This is a genomic window from Rhizobium sp. WYJ-E13, assembly GCF_018987265.1.
GTDB lineage: Bacteria > Pseudomonadota > Alphaproteobacteria > Rhizobiales > Rhizobiaceae > Rhizobium.
Window position 1 is genome coordinate 2,325,309 of the sequence record NZ_CP076853.1, and the last position, 13,767, is coordinate 2,339,075.

Annotated in this window: 17 protein-coding genes; 5 read left to right on the forward strand and 12 right to left on the reverse strand. The window is 61.5% G+C overall.

The features are described from left to right. Positions 1 to 47: 47 nt before the first annotated feature. The gene (locus KQ933_RS11795; RefSeq protein ID WP_216755054.1) at positions 48 to 446 is read left to right on the forward strand and encodes an SRPBCC family protein; all 399 of its coding nucleotides are present in this window, start codon (positions 48 to 50) and stop codon (positions 444 to 446) included. Position 447: 1 nt separating this feature from the next. Next, positions 448 to 810 (forward strand): VOC family protein, encoded by a 363-nt coding sequence (locus KQ933_RS11800; protein ID WP_216755055.1) that lies wholly within the window; start codon positions 448 to 450, stop codon positions 808 to 810. A gap of 2 nt (positions 811 to 812) precedes the next feature. Here the strand turns inward: KQ933_RS11800 and KQ933_RS11805 are convergent, their stop codons facing one another. From KQ933_RS11805 to KQ933_RS11835, 7 genes are all read right to left on the reverse strand, one after another. Continuing rightward, positions 813 to 1,508, reverse strand: coding sequence for a PAS domain-containing protein (locus tag KQ933_RS11805; protein WP_216755056.1), 696 nt, complete (start codon positions 1,506 to 1,508; stop codon positions 813 to 815). A 201-nt stretch (positions 1,509 to 1,709) separates the two neighbouring features. Next, positions 1,710 to 2,645 (reverse strand): lipid A biosynthesis lauroyl acyltransferase, encoded by a 936-nt coding sequence (locus tag KQ933_RS11810; RefSeq protein ID WP_216755057.1) that lies wholly within the window; start codon positions 2,643 to 2,645, stop codon positions 1,710 to 1,712. 4 nt (positions 2,646 to 2,649) lie between these two features. Continuing rightward, positions 2,650 to 3,678 carry a zinc-binding dehydrogenase gene (locus tag KQ933_RS11815; RefSeq protein ID WP_216755058.1) on the reverse strand — a complete coding sequence of 343 codons (1,029 nt, stop codon included), beginning with the start codon at positions 3,676 to 3,678 and terminating at the stop codon, positions 2,650 to 2,652. 57 nt (positions 3,679 to 3,735) lie between these two features. Next, a complete protein-coding gene (locus KQ933_RS11820; RefSeq protein WP_216755059.1) occupies positions 3,736 to 5,022 on the reverse strand; it encodes a beta-ketoacyl-ACP synthase in 1,287 nt (428 codons plus the stop codon). Positions 5,023 to 5,034: 12 nt separating this feature from the next. Next, the gene (locus KQ933_RS11825) at positions 5,035 to 6,240 is read right to left on the reverse strand and encodes a beta-ketoacyl-ACP synthase (RefSeq protein ID WP_216755060.1); all 1,206 of its coding nucleotides are present in this window, start codon (positions 6,238 to 6,240) and stop codon (positions 5,035 to 5,037) included. Further along, the gene (locus tag KQ933_RS11830; RefSeq protein WP_216755061.1) at positions 6,240 to 6,734 is read right to left on the reverse strand and encodes a 3-hydroxyacyl-ACP dehydratase FabZ family protein; all 495 of its coding nucleotides are present in this window, start codon (positions 6,732 to 6,734) and stop codon (positions 6,240 to 6,242) included. The genes KQ933_RS11825 and KQ933_RS11830 overlap by 1 nt, the downstream gene beginning before the upstream one ends. Before the next feature lie 114 nt (positions 6,735 to 6,848). After that, positions 6,849 to 7,127, reverse strand: a complete 279-nt coding sequence (locus KQ933_RS11835; protein WP_007814022.1) for an acyl carrier protein — start codon at positions 7,125 to 7,127, stop codon at positions 6,849 to 6,851. Between the two features lie 420 nt (positions 7,128 to 7,547). Between KQ933_RS11835 and KQ933_RS11840 the strand changes: the two genes are divergently transcribed. Then, complete coding sequence (locus tag KQ933_RS11840) at positions 7,548 to 8,270, forward strand: Crp/Fnr family transcriptional regulator (protein WP_216755062.1); 723 nt, start codon at positions 7,548 to 7,550, stop codon at positions 8,268 to 8,270. A gap of 5 nt (positions 8,271 to 8,275) precedes the next feature. On the opposite strand, the gene KQ933_RS11845 is transcribed toward KQ933_RS11840, so the two are convergent. The 5 genes from KQ933_RS11845 to KQ933_RS11865 all read right to left on the reverse strand — a co-directional run bounded on the left by KQ933_RS11845 (position 8,276) and on the right by KQ933_RS11865 (position 12,119). Then, positions 8,276 to 8,704, reverse strand: coding sequence for a L,D-transpeptidase (locus tag KQ933_RS11845; RefSeq protein ID WP_183803656.1), 429 nt, complete (start codon positions 8,702 to 8,704; stop codon positions 8,276 to 8,278). A gap of 136 nt (positions 8,705 to 8,840) precedes the next feature. Next, positions 8,841 to 10,343, reverse strand: a complete 1,503-nt coding sequence (locus KQ933_RS11850; protein ID WP_216755063.1) for a winged helix-turn-helix domain-containing protein — start codon at positions 10,341 to 10,343, stop codon at positions 8,841 to 8,843. 82 nt (positions 10,344 to 10,425) lie between these two features. Continuing rightward, positions 10,426 to 11,337, reverse strand: coding sequence for an agmatinase (locus tag KQ933_RS11855; protein WP_216755064.1), 912 nt, complete (start codon positions 11,335 to 11,337; stop codon positions 10,426 to 10,428). A 19-nt stretch (positions 11,338 to 11,356) separates the two neighbouring features. Next, a complete protein-coding gene (locus KQ933_RS11860) occupies positions 11,357 to 11,812 on the reverse strand; it encodes an SRPBCC domain-containing protein (protein WP_216755065.1) in 456 nt (151 codons plus the stop codon). 1 nt (position 11,813) lies between these two features. Beyond that, on the reverse strand, positions 11,814 to 12,119 hold the full coding sequence (locus tag KQ933_RS11865; protein WP_367882479.1) for an ArsR/SmtB family transcription factor: 306 nt from the start codon (positions 12,117 to 12,119) through the stop codon (positions 11,814 to 11,816). 69 nt (positions 12,120 to 12,188) lie between these two features. Between KQ933_RS11865 and KQ933_RS11870 the strand changes: the two genes are divergently transcribed. Next, positions 12,189 to 12,551, forward strand: coding sequence for a DUF1127 domain-containing protein (locus tag KQ933_RS11870; protein ID WP_216755067.1), 363 nt, complete (start codon positions 12,189 to 12,191; stop codon positions 12,549 to 12,551). Positions 12,552 to 12,564: 13 nt separating this feature from the next. Continuing rightward, positions 12,565 to 13,767: an MFS transporter gene (locus tag KQ933_RS11875; protein WP_216755068.1), complete on the forward strand. Its 1,203-nt coding sequence runs from the start codon at positions 12,565 to 12,567 to the stop codon at positions 13,765 to 13,767.

Sequence of the window (13,767 nt, forward strand, 5' to 3'; positions counted from 1 at the left end):
GGCCCGTGCCTGCCTGCTAGTCTGACGCAAAGCAAAAGGACAGACCGATGAACACAATGCCCGCCCGCATCGTCCACATCACGATCAAAAGAGACTGGCGCGATGTCTATGATTTCGCCGGCAGGCCGGAGAACATGCCGCTGTGGGCCTCCGGTCTTGCGAGCGGCCTGGAACCCGACGGCGAGGACTGGATCGCCCATGGCCCGCTCGGCATCGTCCGCGTGAGCTTCGTGCCGCCGAACGAATTCGGCGTCATCGACCATACCGTCACGATTGAATCCGGCCTGCGCGTCTATAACGCGCTGCGCATCGTGCCGAATGGCGATGGCTGCGAGGTGATGTTCACGCTGCTGCGCCTGCCCGGGATGACCGACGAACAATTCGCCGCCGACGCCGCCCATGTGCAGAAGGATCTGGCGGCTCTGAAATCGATGATGGAGAAATGAAATGGTCGAGAACGACGCTCAAAATGACCGCCGCATCGACTATGTCGAGTTTAACGTCACCGATATTGGCGCGGCAAAAGCCTTCTACGGCGCGGCCTTCGGCTGGCGCTTCACCGATTACGGGGAGAACTACTGCGAGTTCGACGACGGAAGGCTGAAAGGCGGCTTCACCAATCTCGGCCCGGTGCGTGCCGCAGGCGGCCCGCTCGTCATCCTTTATGCCGAAAAGCTGGAAGATGTGCTGGCAAGCGTCGAAAAGGCCGGCGGCACCATTGCAAAACCGATCACGCCCTTCCCCGGCGGCCGGCGCTTTCATTTTATCGACAAGGACGGCTATGAACTGGGCGTCTGGAGCAAAGACTGAAATCAGGCGTCCGCAGCGCCGAGATTCTGAATGGTGATGAGCGCGCCGATCACCTTCTTCGCTGCGTCGTGGAGCGGCACCATCCGGCAGCGATTGTGCCGCTCATCCCGCGCGTAGGTGTAATCCGCCGGCACGCCGTCGAAGCAGGCGTCGAGCTTCTCCTTCACCTCGTCGGCAAAGCGCTCCTCGCCGATGAACTCGACGATATGACGGCCGATGAGCTGCATGGCATTCTTGCCGAGATGGGCGCAATTGGCGGGATTGGAATAGAGGTAGCGATAATCCTTCGTGAGCACCGCCATGCGGTCCGGCAGCGTCTGCAGGATCGCCGCGTTGAGAAATTGGCCGTTATCGGTATCGGGAATATAGGCGGGCGGCGGCCTGAGCTTCATGTCCGCCGGCAGCGGCACGCGCCAGTCCGGTGCATGGGCGCCGAAATAACGGTCGAGCAGATAGGAGAGCACGGTGGCATATTGCGTCACGAAAGCACTGTCATCGGCATCCTGGCCGATGAGGTAGCTTACAAACTGAAGTTGCATATAGACTTCGATGAGACTGGACGCCCTACATGCGAGGATCGCCTCGACCAGCGGCTGAATATCGCGGTCGAGCGCCTCCACGCGCCCATCGTCCCCTAGCCTTATCGCTTCCTCAATCTGCGCGTAGCGCAAGGAAAAGGCCCTGAACAGCTCAAGCAAGATACCCCCACCATATCCATTTCCTGAGAAACGTTCCGAAACCGATCGAGGCCTATGCTTAATGAAAGATTACGCCTTACGGTAGGCAATTTACGCGCCCTAGTAGAGACGCGTAACATGAACCGTGCTCAGTTTCAACTGAAGCAGACCTGTCGCTTTTCACCGATTATAAATCAGGAGCAAAATGTTACAGGCGGAATCTTACAGGCTGACGGAACGCTTGATATCCCAGCGATCATGATACCACAACCACTGGGCCGGATATTCGCGCACCCAACTCTCCACCTTGTCGTTCATCATTTGGGCCGTCGCGGGAAGGTCCAGATTGCCCTTCTCGTCGCGCGGCACCTCCATCTTCGGCTCGATCTCCAGCCGGTAGCGATTGCCGGGAAGACGGATGCAGCGGGCCGGATAGACCTCGCAATTGAACTGGCGCACCAGCTTCGGCAGCAGCGGATTGGTCTTGGTGTCAAGCCCGAAGAACGTCGTCTTCAACCCGCGGCTGAACTTCTGGTCCACCAGCACGCCCACCCCTTGGCCCGCCTCGAGCTGGCGGGCCAGCGCAAAGGAGGAACCGGCATGCGAGGGCACGAGCTTACCCATACGGCCGCTGCGGAAATCGAAGACCTTCTGCGCGATGTAAGGATTGTTCGGTGGGCGAAAGAGCACGGTCACACTGAGACCGAAGGCGTTGCCCGCAACCGGCAGCAGCTCGAAATTGCCGGTATGGCCGGTAAAGACGATGAAGGGGCGCGGATTGTCCCGCAGGTCCAGGAAGATCGGAATGCCTGAGACCTCCACCCTGCCCGGCTCCGCCCGTTCAGGATCGAAATCGAAGAGCTGGTCGAGGAAGACATATTCGGCCGCAAGCCGGCCCATATTGCCCCAGCTTTCGAGCGCGATCTCTTCGAGCTCCGCATCGCTCTTTTCCGGAAAGGCCCGGCGCAGATTGTAGAGCATCAGCTTGTGGCGCTTCAGCCGCTTGCCGATCTGACGCGTCATCCAGTCGGCAAAGCGCATCGCGCCATCGGCCGGAAAAAGCTTCAGGAAATTCAGGAAGCCGAACATCACCTGCGCCACCAGCCATTGCTGGAAACGCCTGAGCGCCAGAACGATTCTGGTGATGAAAAGCTTCACCCGGTTAGTCCATCTTCAGGATGATCTTGCCGAAGATCTGGCGGCCTTCCATGCGCTCCAGCGCACGATCGATATCGTCGAAGCCGACTTCCGTGTCGATGACGGGATGCACGAGGCCCCGGCCCATCTTCTGCATGGCGTCGGCCATGTTCTCCATGCGGCAGCCGAAGGAGCCGAAGAGCTTCAGCTGCTGCTGGAAGAGCATCATCAGGTTCATCTCGGTCGAGACACCCGAGGTCGAACCGCAGGTGACGAGACGGCCGCCCCGCTTCATGCAGAGCATGGAGCCTGCCCAGGTATCCTTGCCCACATGTTCGAAGACGACGTCGACGCCCTTCTTCTTGGTGAGCTTGCGCACCACGCCTTCGAAGCGGTCGGTGCGGTAGTTGATGACATGATCGGCGCCGAGCGCCTTCGCCTTGTCGATCTTGTCGTCGGAGCCGACGGTGGTAATGACCGTGCAGCCGATCTTCTTGGCAAGCTGGATCGCCGCCGTGCCGATGCCGGAGCCGCCGGCATGCACGAGGATTGTTTCACCGGGTTCGAGCTTGGCATTGTCGAACAGCATATGCTCGACCGTGCCGAAGGTGACGGGCGCAAGCGCTGCCCCGATCGCATCGACACCGGGAGGGGCCGGAACCAGCAGGCGCGCCGGCAGGTTCACCTTTTCCTGCGCGAAGCCGTCGAGATGGAAGCCGTGCACGCCGGAAACATGTTCGCAGAGATTGTCACGGCCTTCGCGGCAGGGACGGCAGAGGCCGCAGGTGCGCGCGCCGTAGATCGACACGAGCTGACCGGGCAGAACATTGGCAACGCCGGGGCCAATCGCTTCGACCACGCCGGAGGCTTCCGCGCCGATGACGAGCGGCATCTTGCGCTTGGCAAAGGCCATGCCGCGCCAGCCCCAGACATCGATATGGTTCAGCGCAACCGCCTTGACGCGCAGCGTCACTTCGCCGGCGGCCGGGGCATCCGGTTCCGGCAGGTCGGTGATCTCAAGCTTGCGGTCATCGATCAGTTGCAAAGCGCGCATGGCAAAACCTCTCGCCTCCGGGGCGTTCTTTTTATCGGTTGATTTGTCGGGAACCGCTTATGCCGGTTCGAGCGCCATGACAAGGCTTGCGTTCTGTCCGCCGAAGCCGAAAGAGTTGGAAAGCACGGCCGAAACCTGGGCTTCCCGCTTCTTATTCGGCACGACGTCGAGAACGATCGACGGATCCGGGTTGTTGTAGTTGATCGTCGGCGGCAGCGTGCCGGTCAGCATCGTCTGCAGCGAGAAGACCGCCTCGACCGCACCGGCTGCGGTCAGCGTATGACCGATCATCGACTTGTTGGACGAGACCGGAATACCGACCAGCTTCTCGCCGAAGACGGCAGACATGGAGCCATATTCCATCTTGTCGTTTTCCGGCGTCGAGGTGCCATGAGCGTTGATATAGCCTATATCGTCCTCGCTCATGCCGGCATCGGCGAGCGCTGCGCGGATCGTCGCGATCGCCGGGCCTCCGTCGGGCGAAGAGCGCGTGCGATGGAAGCTGTCGGCCTTGTCGCCGGCGCCCTTCATGATACCGAGAATTTTAGCACCGCGGGCAACCGCCGATTCCAGCGATTCCAGCACCAGCGTTGCCGCACCTTCGGCGATGACGAAACCGTCGCGATCCTTGCTGAAGGGCTTGGAGGCCTTGGTCGGTTGATCGTTCTGGGTCGAGAGGGCAGAGAGCAGCGAAAAGCGGATCAGCGCTTCCGCACTCAGCGAACCATCGGTCGCAACCGTCAGCGCCCGCTCGGTGCGGCCCTGGCGGATCGCCTCGATGCCGAGCTGGATCGCCGTCACACCCGATGCACAGGCCGTCGACAGCGTGACCGGCAGGCCGCGCGTGCCGAAGCGATCGGAGAGACGCTCGGAAATAGCCCCGAAGAGCGCCGCCTCATGAAAGGCCGGATCGGGGCGCTGGCGCATGGCGGCAAGGAACCGCTCATAGGCGTCACCCGGATGGTCGGCCGCCGGCGAGCGGTCGGCGAGCTCGAAACGGGCGCTCCATTCCGGCTCGATCGGCGGGGCCGCGAGGAACAGCGGGCCGTTGAAATCGCCGGACAGACCGGCGTCGGCGAGCGCTTCGATCGTCGTCTCGCGCGCAAAGGCATAGGAGCGCTCGACGGCGTTCGGCACGGGAATGTCGATGAAATCGACCGTACCGGCAATGCGCGTCGAAAGGCCATCCGTGGGGAAGCGGGTGATCTCGTGAATGCCTGAGGTGCCGGACGAAAGAGCCGACCAATTATCCCTAAGGCCCTGGCCGAGCGAGGTTATGATGCCCATACCGGTGACCGCAACGATCGGACGGCCGAGATGATCCCTATAAGCGGACGCTGTCATTTCAGTCACTCCTCACGCTTCTGCGGAAAGAACGGCGACGCCTTCGCCGCGCTGATGTCCAACGGTTGTGACGACGGCGGCCTTCGTGCCGGCCTTCATCGGTGCTTCATGCGCAGCATCGAAAGGCGGAACCTTGGCCTTGGCATCGATGGCGAGCGCTGCAAGCGCGAGGCCGAGCGTGAACTGCGCCTCGAGCGTGTGACCGGAAACGCCGCCGAAACCGCGGATCGCAGCCCCCGGAAGCTGATGCTCCAGAACCGTCTTTTCGCGGGCGGCAATCTCATGCATGCCGGTCGAGCCGGAGAAGATCGCCGTCCTGTCGGCGGGCAGGTCCGCGGCAGGCTTCAGCAGCTGCTCCATGCGCACTTCGAAATTGCCCGCAGCGCGATTGCCGCGATCACCCTCGACGGCGGCAATCGTCGCATAGATATGCGCGCCGCGCCCTTCGGCATGCTTGCGCGATTCCAGCACCAGGAAGGCACCGGCAGAACCCAGGATTATGCCCCCGCCTTCAAGGCCAGCGCGCGACCAGAGCGGCGCCCATTCGCCACGCGTATTGGCGCCGATCGCTTCCGTCAGCAGGATCATGTCCTGGCGCTCGGCAGCAAAGGCGCCGCCGACAAGCGCATGGGTGGATTCGCCCGACTTGATGCGCCAGAAGGCCGTCTCGACCGCGGAAACGCCGGACGCTTCCTCGCCCATGAAGGTGCGCGAGGAACCGGTGACCTTATGAACAATGGAGATATTGCCGGCAAGCAGGTTGGAAAGCTGCGCCAGGAACAGTGTCGGACGCAGTTCCGTCGTCAGCTTTTCGTTCAGCAGCAACTCGCGGTCGTTACGCTTCAGCCCCTCGTCGACGATCAGCGTATCGACATTGATGTCGCGCTCGCCGCCCCCGGCCGCCACGATCATGTCCATCGTACCGCAGGCTTCGAGATCGTCCTTGAAACCGGCATCGTCGAGCGCAAGACCCGCGGTGAAGACGCCGATCCGCTGCCAGTTTTCCATCTGGCGCTGATCGCCGCGCTTGGCGATCTGCTGCGACCAGTCGATCTCGGGAAGCGGATGAACCGGATAGGGCTTGAACTTCTCGGTCTCGACGACCGGATCAGGTGCGCGGTCAGCGGTCAGCAGCGCGATATGCGCATCCTTGCCGACACCCTGACAGGTCACGATGCCGATGCCGGATATGACGACGTCATTGGCGGCCTTGCTCATTATTTACTCCCCTGGGCGTTGGCCCCCTGCGCAGCGATGGCGGCCATCAGGCCCACCTCTTCAGCACGTTTCCTAACGATATCGCCGAGCGGAATCTCGCTGAAATTCATGGTGCGCAGTTTCAGCTGCGCATCGCAGACCTTCTTGCCGCCGCTGGTGATCTTTGCCTTGGTGACGGCAAAACCGGAGCCGTCATGTTCGAGGAAGGCCTCGATGTCGAGCACCGCTTCCGGCTCGACGAAGGTGCGCATCTTGGCGCCGTCGACCGACATCAGGAAGGGCATGGATGTAAAATCAGTGGCGGCCAGCACCAGCATGCCGGATGCCTGCGCCATGGTTTCGATGAGAAGCACGCCGGGAACGAGCGGCATGCCCGGGAAATGCCCCTCGAAGACGGGGCTCTTGGCCGGCACCACCGAGCGCGCAGCGAGCGTACGCTTCTCAAGGTCCACCGCCTCGACATGGTCAATCATCTGGAAATATTCCAGCAGCATCAGTCTTCTCCGGCGCGACGGACAAAAGCCCGTCGGAAGGCCTACTTAGGAACAAAATCGCCCGGCCGCCATATCAACGGCGGCAGGGCGTGAAAAAAACACGATGACGTTGCTTCAAGCCTTGGCGGCGCGCAACTCGTCGATCTTGGCACAGAGGTTCTTCAGCACGAAATATTCCTCGGTGGAAACCTTGCCCTCGTTGACTTCCTGAGTCCACTTTTCGAGCGGAATCTTGATGCCGAATTCCTTGTCGATGGCGAAAACGATATCGAGGAAGTCGAGGCTGTCGATACCGAGGTCGTCGATCGTGTGGCTTTCCGGCGTGATCGTTGCGCGGTCGATCTCGCTGGTTTCAGCAATGATGTCGGCAACTTTATCGAATGTAGCGGTCACTCGCTCTACCTCTTGGAAATGAAGATTCTCCTCCTCATAGGCAAATCCATTTCAAAAGCCAATGCTTTCGTCCCGGTTGTAAACCAATTTGGCGGGAAGGTGTTGCCCAAACAGCAATGGAACGGCACCCTTTGGCCTGCGACAGATGGGCATCGAAGCGCGAGGCGATCAACCGGCTAAAAGCTTTTTTCGACTTCCGCAATCGCGAAAGCATCCATCTCGACGCTGAGACAGCGCTGATCTTGGGCTGCAATGTAGCCCTGCCGCCGATATCGGCGGCTCAGTTTGATCTGGATCAAATAGGCATCGGGTCGGGTTGATAAACATCAAGACGCAGACGCAAGAAATCGGGATAGATGACTTTGGGGCCGAAGCGTAACACAGACACGCAGGCTGCATAGTCGGATCGGGGCATCGAACATGGACATCGCGCGCAGTGAAGATCCTGACATAAATATCCCAGCGACCTGCCGCGTCTGCGAGGCACGCCAAGGTGTCGTCTGCAGCGCGCTGACGGCTGCACAACTGCGTGAACTCTGCCGGCATTCGACCCGCCGCAAACTCGATTCCGGCTGCGAGATCGTCGCCCAGGGCGAAGAGGTCTCCTCCTATTCCAACATCATGAATGGCGTCGTGAAGCTCTGCAAGGTGATGTCGGACGGGCGCCAGCAGATCGTCGGCCTGCAATTCGCGCCTGACTTCATCGGCCGCCCCTTCGTGCCGGAGAGCACCCTGTCGGCCGAAGCGGCCACGCCGACGGAAATCTGCGTCATCCCCCGCGGACTGCTGGACCGGATGATATCGGATACGCCGGAGCTGCAGCATAACCTGCATGCCCAGGCGCTGAAGGAACTGGATGCGGCGCGGGAGTGGATGCTGACGCTCGGCCGTCGCACGGCCCAGGAAAAGGTCGCAAGCCTTCTCTATCTCGTCGCCACGCATGCCGAGCCGGAAACGACCAGCAGCACAGCTTTCGACCTGCCGCTCTCACGCGCCGAGATCGCCGATTTTCTGGGGCTGACGATCGAAACCGTCAGCCGCCAGATGACGAAACTGCGCAAGCGGGGCGTCATCCGCATCGAGAACAACCGTCATATCGTCGTTCGCGATATGGATGAGCTGGAGCGCCTAGTTACTGCCTGATTTGATTACTGCGTGATCACCACGCGGGTATTGGCAAGGCCATTTTCCTGCGTCATCGAGAAAAACTGTGCCGCATTGTTCGGATCGAGGCGCACACAGCCATGCGAGGCCGGTGTGCCGAGCCGCTTGCGGTCGAAAGTGGCATGAACGGCATAACCGCCGTTGAAGAACACGGCAAACGGCATCGGCGCATTGTCGTATTTCTTAGAGCGGTGATCGCGAGACAGCCACTTGGCGCTCCAGGAACCGGTCGGCGTGGAATAACCCTTGCGCGCCGTGGAAACCTTCCAGCGATACTTCACCCAACCGTTCTCGGTCACGGTCATCGTCTGCTTGCTGAGACTGATATTGGCGACCAGCGTAGCCGCCTCGGCGGCAACGGGAGAAAATTGCAGCAATAATACTGCGGTCGCAGCCGCAAAAAACGTCTTCATGGTCGTCCCTCTATCGAACCTTTAAAGGCTTATTGTCGTCAACGAGGGAAGAGACTACAGCAATACTTGTTATTTTGCTTTAAGACGAATGGTAATCACATTTTTAACAGATGAGGGCGAATTGCGGCATGCGATGTCACTCTGGAAAACCGGCCTTGCGGTATCCATCGACGAAATGCGCAAGTGTCGCGGCATCGCGGAACGGCTCCGTTTCCGCCCAATGACTGATGGTGAATTGCGGGTTGGCGACGAGGAACAGGGCGACCTCTGCGCGCGCCTCATCGAGCCGGCCGAGCTGCGCAAGGCCCGCCGCCAGGAAACGGCGTGAACTGGTGCGATAAGTCTCTTCCCGGCGCAGCGTCTCGACAACGGCGTCGTAGTTACCATCAGCATATTGGGCCTGGCCGAGCGTCAGATAGTACCAGCTTGCCGGAAACGGGTTCAGCCGGAACGCCTTGCCGATATGCTGAAGACCCTCGTCGGTCCGCCCGGCGAGCACGGCGATGTCAGACATGGCCGCCCATGTATCGGCCTCGTTCGGATCGAGCGCGATCGCTTTTTCGAATTCCGCATCGGCCTCGGCAAAATGGCGCTCATAGGCCAGCAGGTAAGCCAGCACCCATCGGCAGCCGGCATCGTTAGGATCGAGCGCAACAGCCTTGCGCGCCAATCCCAGGGCCACGCTGCGGTCTTCCTCCGTCGGCCCGCCGCTATGCACCCAGCCCATCCAGTGGTTCAGCGCCAGCCAGCGATGCGCCTCGGCATAATCGGGATCGAGCGAAATTGCCCGCGTCAGCATCAGCTGCGTTTCCCGCGCCGTTTGCGGCGCATCATCCATCAGCGTGCGCGCCCGCACGCAGAGATCGTAAGCCTCGAGATTTTTCGGCCGATTGCGCGGCGGCGGCGGGCGCAGCCGGCCGAGCAGCGCCTCGACGATCCTGCCGGTGACTTCGTCCTGAACCGCAAAAATATCGTCCAGGCTGCGATCGAAACGCTCCGCCCACAGATGCTCGCCCGTCAGCACATCGACCAGCCGGGCATTGATGCGCACACGCCCGGCAGCACGCCTTGCGCTGCCGTCCAGCAGATAACGCACGCCGAGCTCCTCGGCGATATCACGCACATCCATCGCCTTTCCCTTGTAGGAAAAGGCCGAATTGCGGGCGATGACGAACAGGCCCGGTATCCGCGACAGATCGGTGATCAGGTCCTCGGTCAGGCCATCGGCAAAGAAGTCCTGCCCGGGATCGCTGCCAACGAAGGGCAGCACCGCAATCGACGGCTTGTCGGGCAGCGGCAGCGATTTTCGCCTCGCACCGGCGAACTGCCTGACCGCCCCCGTGAAGCGATAGCCGATGCGCGGAACCGTGGAGATCCACTCCCCGCCATCCCCGGCCGGCCCCAGCAGCTTGCGCAACTGTGCGATCTGGACTGTGAGATTGCCCTCCTCGACCGCCATGCCCGCCCAGGCCGCATCCATCAGTTCGGCCTTACCGAGGATTTCGCCAGGCCGCCCGACAAGCGCAGCAAGCAGTCTGACCCCGCGATGGCCGACGGCAACGGGATCATCGTTCCGAAGAAGCGTTCCCGCATCCGGATCAAGCACGAATGGACCAAAGGCAAAACGCGCTCCCTGCATGGCGCGTATCCTAGAGATTTTCCAGTGCGGTTGAAACCTTGCCAGCGATGATGCCGTTATGCTGGGGGGAAAGCACCCGGCTTCAGTCCTGCCTGACAATGGCGCCGATCGCGTTGACGAGCAGGCGGGATGCCGTCAGCGCCGACAGGCCGTCAATGTCGGCCGGAGGATAAAGCTCCACAAGGTCGAAGCCGGCAATGCGCGCCCGTCTGCCAAGGCCGGCGATCAGGTCGATCACCTGCGTGTAGGTAAGCCCGCCCGGTGTGCGCGCCGCTACCCCCGGCATGATGCCGGGATCGAGGCCGTCGCAATCGAGCGTGACGACCACTTGCGCTCCCTCGGGAATATGCAGCAAGGCGGCTTCGACGCCGGCGGCGTGGATCTCGCGGGCGGTAACGAGATGGCTGCCATAGCGCAGCGCCGCTTCGATCTCGCTCAGGCGTGCGCTGCCCACGCCGCGCATGCCGACCTGCACGATGCCGGCGACGTGCGGCATCTCGCTGACCCTTCGCATCGGGTTCGAATAGCCATAGCGCTCGCCATGGAGTTCGTCGCGCCAGTCGATATGGGCATCGATCTGCAGGACCCAGACAGGCCCGTGATCCGTAAAGCCCGCAAGGAAGGGAATGGGCACGGAATCGTCGCCGCCGATCAGGATCGGCACGGCGGGCAAGGCCAGGACCTCGCGCGTCTTCGCCTCGATCCGCATCCGGTTGCCTTCATTGTCGTGCATGGTGGTCCCGATATCGCCGGCGTCGATGCAGGAGACCGGCTTGCCGGCAAAGAGCGGGCCGCCGAGGTCGAAATCCCAATGCTCGATGAGATCAGCATCGTCCTGGCTCGCAGCGCGGATGGCGCCGGCGGCGAGCGCATAGCCGCTGCTGTCCTTGCCGGGATAGGTGCTGCCGTGGGCGGCGGAGAAGATCACCGCTTGCGGCGTGCAGCCATCGCCCAGGCGATCGGGAAGGCCGAGAAAGGAAGATGAACCAGTCATGTCTTTTTGTCCCGATGGGTCACGCCGACACCATCGTATCGGTGGCCAGAAACTCCTCTAGCGCCTTCAGCAATGCCGTCCATCCATGCTTGCGGCCTTCGGCGCCGTCGCTTGGCGGAATGACGCACATCTGTTCGGTATAGGTCAATCGGGTGCCGCCACCGTAGTCCGCAAAGACGACGGTGGCGAGCGACACTGAATGGATTCTCCCATTCAGCGCCATCGAATAGGCAAAGACGATCCGCTCACGGTCTGCGATCTCGAAATACCGGGTTTCGTTGGTATGCGTGCCCATATCCGAGACATGCGTGAGATGCTCGGCCCCGCCTGGCCAGAACTCCAGTTTGGTCATGCCCTGGCCGAGCCACGCTTTTTTCTTTTCCATCAACGCCCAGGCAGACCACACATGGTCGCGGCAATTCGGCAGGATACGTTCGATCACGATCGTTTCATGAACTTGCTTTGGATTTGTCATCTCATTGCTCCTGATTAAGAAACGTGGCCAGGCGATCGAGACGGCCTTCCAGGGCCCGGCGATGCTCGTGCACCCATGTTTCGACCCAACTCAGTGCATCCGGCGCGAGACTGACGGTTCGAACCCTGCCCGATTTGACCGACGTTACAAGCTCGGCCTCTTCGAGAACCCGCAGGTGTTTGAGAAAGGAAGGACGCGCCAGATCAAAGGGTTCGGACAACTCGGAGACTGACGCAGGCCCCTTCACAAGTCTTTCGACGACCGCGAGCCGCGTCGGATCGGAGAGAGCGCCAAAGAGGCGTGGCAAGTTTGGTTCATACGTAGCCATATGGCTACGTAACCACGGGGAGGCCCCACTGTCAACATAGGTAGCCAGATGGATACCTTTTCGACGGCTTTGGAAATTTTTGAGAACTTTTTGGGAGCGCTTAATTACGGCACTCGCCGCATCCTCCAGACTCCGGTCTCGTTCGAAGTCGAAGGTTCTAAACCTTCAAACCTGATGGAGGTTATCATGAGCGATTGCTGCACTCCTGCATGCGCCTCGCATCGCAGACCGTCGCACAGGCATCATGGCCTGATCGCCCTGCGAAGCGTGATCGTACGCTGGTTCTGGCGCATCCACATCCGCCGGGAGCGGAAACAAAGGTCGAAGATCAGCCCCGCCCTGCTCGATGACATCGGCCTGACGCAGCAGCAGGCAGGGTCAGAGGCCACTGGGTTCTTCTGGCACGTATAAGGCAAATGCCGCGATGACAGACGATCGCCAGTTTCTCCGAGCCGCAACAATCGACCGGCCCGCCACGACATCGCCGCAGGGCGCGCGCCTCCCATGGGCCGCGATGGCAGGCATCATCGCGACCGTCTCCGTCTTTGCAATGGCGCAGGGACTCACCTATCCCCTTCTGAGCTTCACCCTCGAGCGGCAGGGCATACCATCCGGCCTGATCGGCCTGTCGGCGGCGATGACACCAACCGGCTTCATCGTCTCGGCCCCCTTCATTCCCGCCCTGTCGCGCCGCTGCGGCGCAATCAGGCTTGCCATCCTCTGCTCGATCCTCGCGGCACTGAGCCTGATCGCCATTGCCGCGATACAAAATATCTGGGCCTGGATGCCGCTGCGCTTCCTGCTCGGCTTCTTCGCCAACCCGCTTTACGTCATCAGCGAGACCTGGCTGCTCTCGCTCACGCCCGCAGCGCGCCGGGGCCGGATCATGGGCCTTTATTCCTCGATCGTGTCAGGAGGCTTTGCCATCGGCCCGCTTTCGCTCGGCCTCGCCGGCACCGAAGGCTGGCCGCCCTTCCTGATCGGCATAGCAGCCTTCCTTGCCTGCGGCCTGATCGTGCTTGCGGTCACCCCTCGCCTGCCGGACATGCCGCGAGAAGGCGAAGCCACATCGGTCGGTGGTTTCTTCAGGCTGGCGCCGCTCCTGCTCTTTGCCGTTTTCGTCGCCGCTGGTTTCGAGCAGATCCTGCTCGCCCTCTTCGCCGTCTACGGCGCCGCCCTCGACAGCGCCGAACAGCGTATCGCCTCGCTGATTACCTGTTTCATCGCAGGCAATGCCATGCTGCAGATCGTGCTCGGCCGCATCGCCGAAAACCTCGGCTCGCGCCGCACCCTGCTCCGCTGCGTCCTCGCCTGCCTCGCCGGCTGCCTGCTTTTTCCAGTCGTCTTCGACACCTGGCTCATCTGGCCACTGGTCTTCATCTGGGGCGGCGTCTCCTTCGGCATCTACACCCTGTCGCTGATCCAGCTCGGCGAGCGCTTCACCGGCCAGTCCCTCATCGCCGGCAACGCCGCCTTCGCCCTGGTCTGGGGCCTCGGCGGCATCCTCGGCTCGCCCGCGACGGGTGTTGCGATGCAGATGATAGGCCACCAGGGCCTGCCGCTGTCGCTCGGCCTGCTGAGCGGTGCACTGTCGATACTGCTGATGACGAAGACGCGTCGTGGCTGA

Excerpts from the sequence above, each read along its gene's own strand:
- KQ933_RS11795 (WP_216755054.1), top strand. The coding sequence starts at position 48 with ATGAACACAATGCCCGCCCGCATCGTCCACATCACGATCAAAAGAGAC.
- KQ933_RS11800 (WP_216755055.1), top strand. The coding sequence starts at position 448 with ATGGTCGAGAACGACGCTCAAAATGACCGCCGCATCGACTATGTCGAG.
- KQ933_RS11815 (WP_216755058.1), bottom strand. The coding sequence starts at position 3,678 with ATGCGCGCTTTGCAACTGATCGATGACCGCAAGCTTGAGATCACCGAC.
- KQ933_RS11820 (WP_216755059.1), bottom strand. The coding sequence starts at position 5,022 with ATGACAGCGTCCGCTTATAGGGATCATCTCGGCCGTCCGATCGTTGCG.
- KQ933_RS11825 (WP_216755060.1), bottom strand. The coding sequence starts at position 6,240 with ATGAGCAAGGCCGCCAATGACGTCGTCATATCCGGCATCGGCATCGTG.
- KQ933_RS11830 (WP_216755061.1), bottom strand. The coding sequence starts at position 6,734 with ATGCTGCTGGAATATTTCCAGATGATTGACCATGTCGAGGCGGTGGAC.
- KQ933_RS11840 (WP_216755062.1), top strand. The coding sequence starts at position 7,548 with ATGGACATCGCGCGCAGTGAAGATCCTGACATAAATATCCCAGCGACC.
- KQ933_RS11845 (WP_183803656.1), bottom strand. The coding sequence starts at position 8,704 with ATGAAGACGTTTTTTGCGGCTGCGACCGCAGTATTATTGCTGCAATTT.
- KQ933_RS11850 (WP_216755063.1), bottom strand. The coding sequence starts at position 10,343 with ATGCAGGGAGCGCGTTTTGCCTTTGGTCCATTCGTGCTTGATCCGGAT.
- KQ933_RS11855 (WP_216755064.1), bottom strand. The coding sequence starts at position 11,337 with ATGACTGGTTCATCTTCCTTTCTCGGCCTTCCCGATCGCCTGGGCGAT.
- KQ933_RS11860 (WP_216755065.1), bottom strand. The coding sequence starts at position 11,812 with ATGACAAATCCAAAGCAAGTTCATGAAACGATCGTGATCGAACGTATC.
- KQ933_RS11870 (WP_216755067.1), top strand. The coding sequence starts at position 12,189 with ATGGATACCTTTTCGACGGCTTTGGAAATTTTTGAGAACTTTTTGGGA.
- KQ933_RS11875 (WP_216755068.1), top strand. The coding sequence starts at position 12,565 with ATGACAGACGATCGCCAGTTTCTCCGAGCCGCAACAATCGACCGGCCC.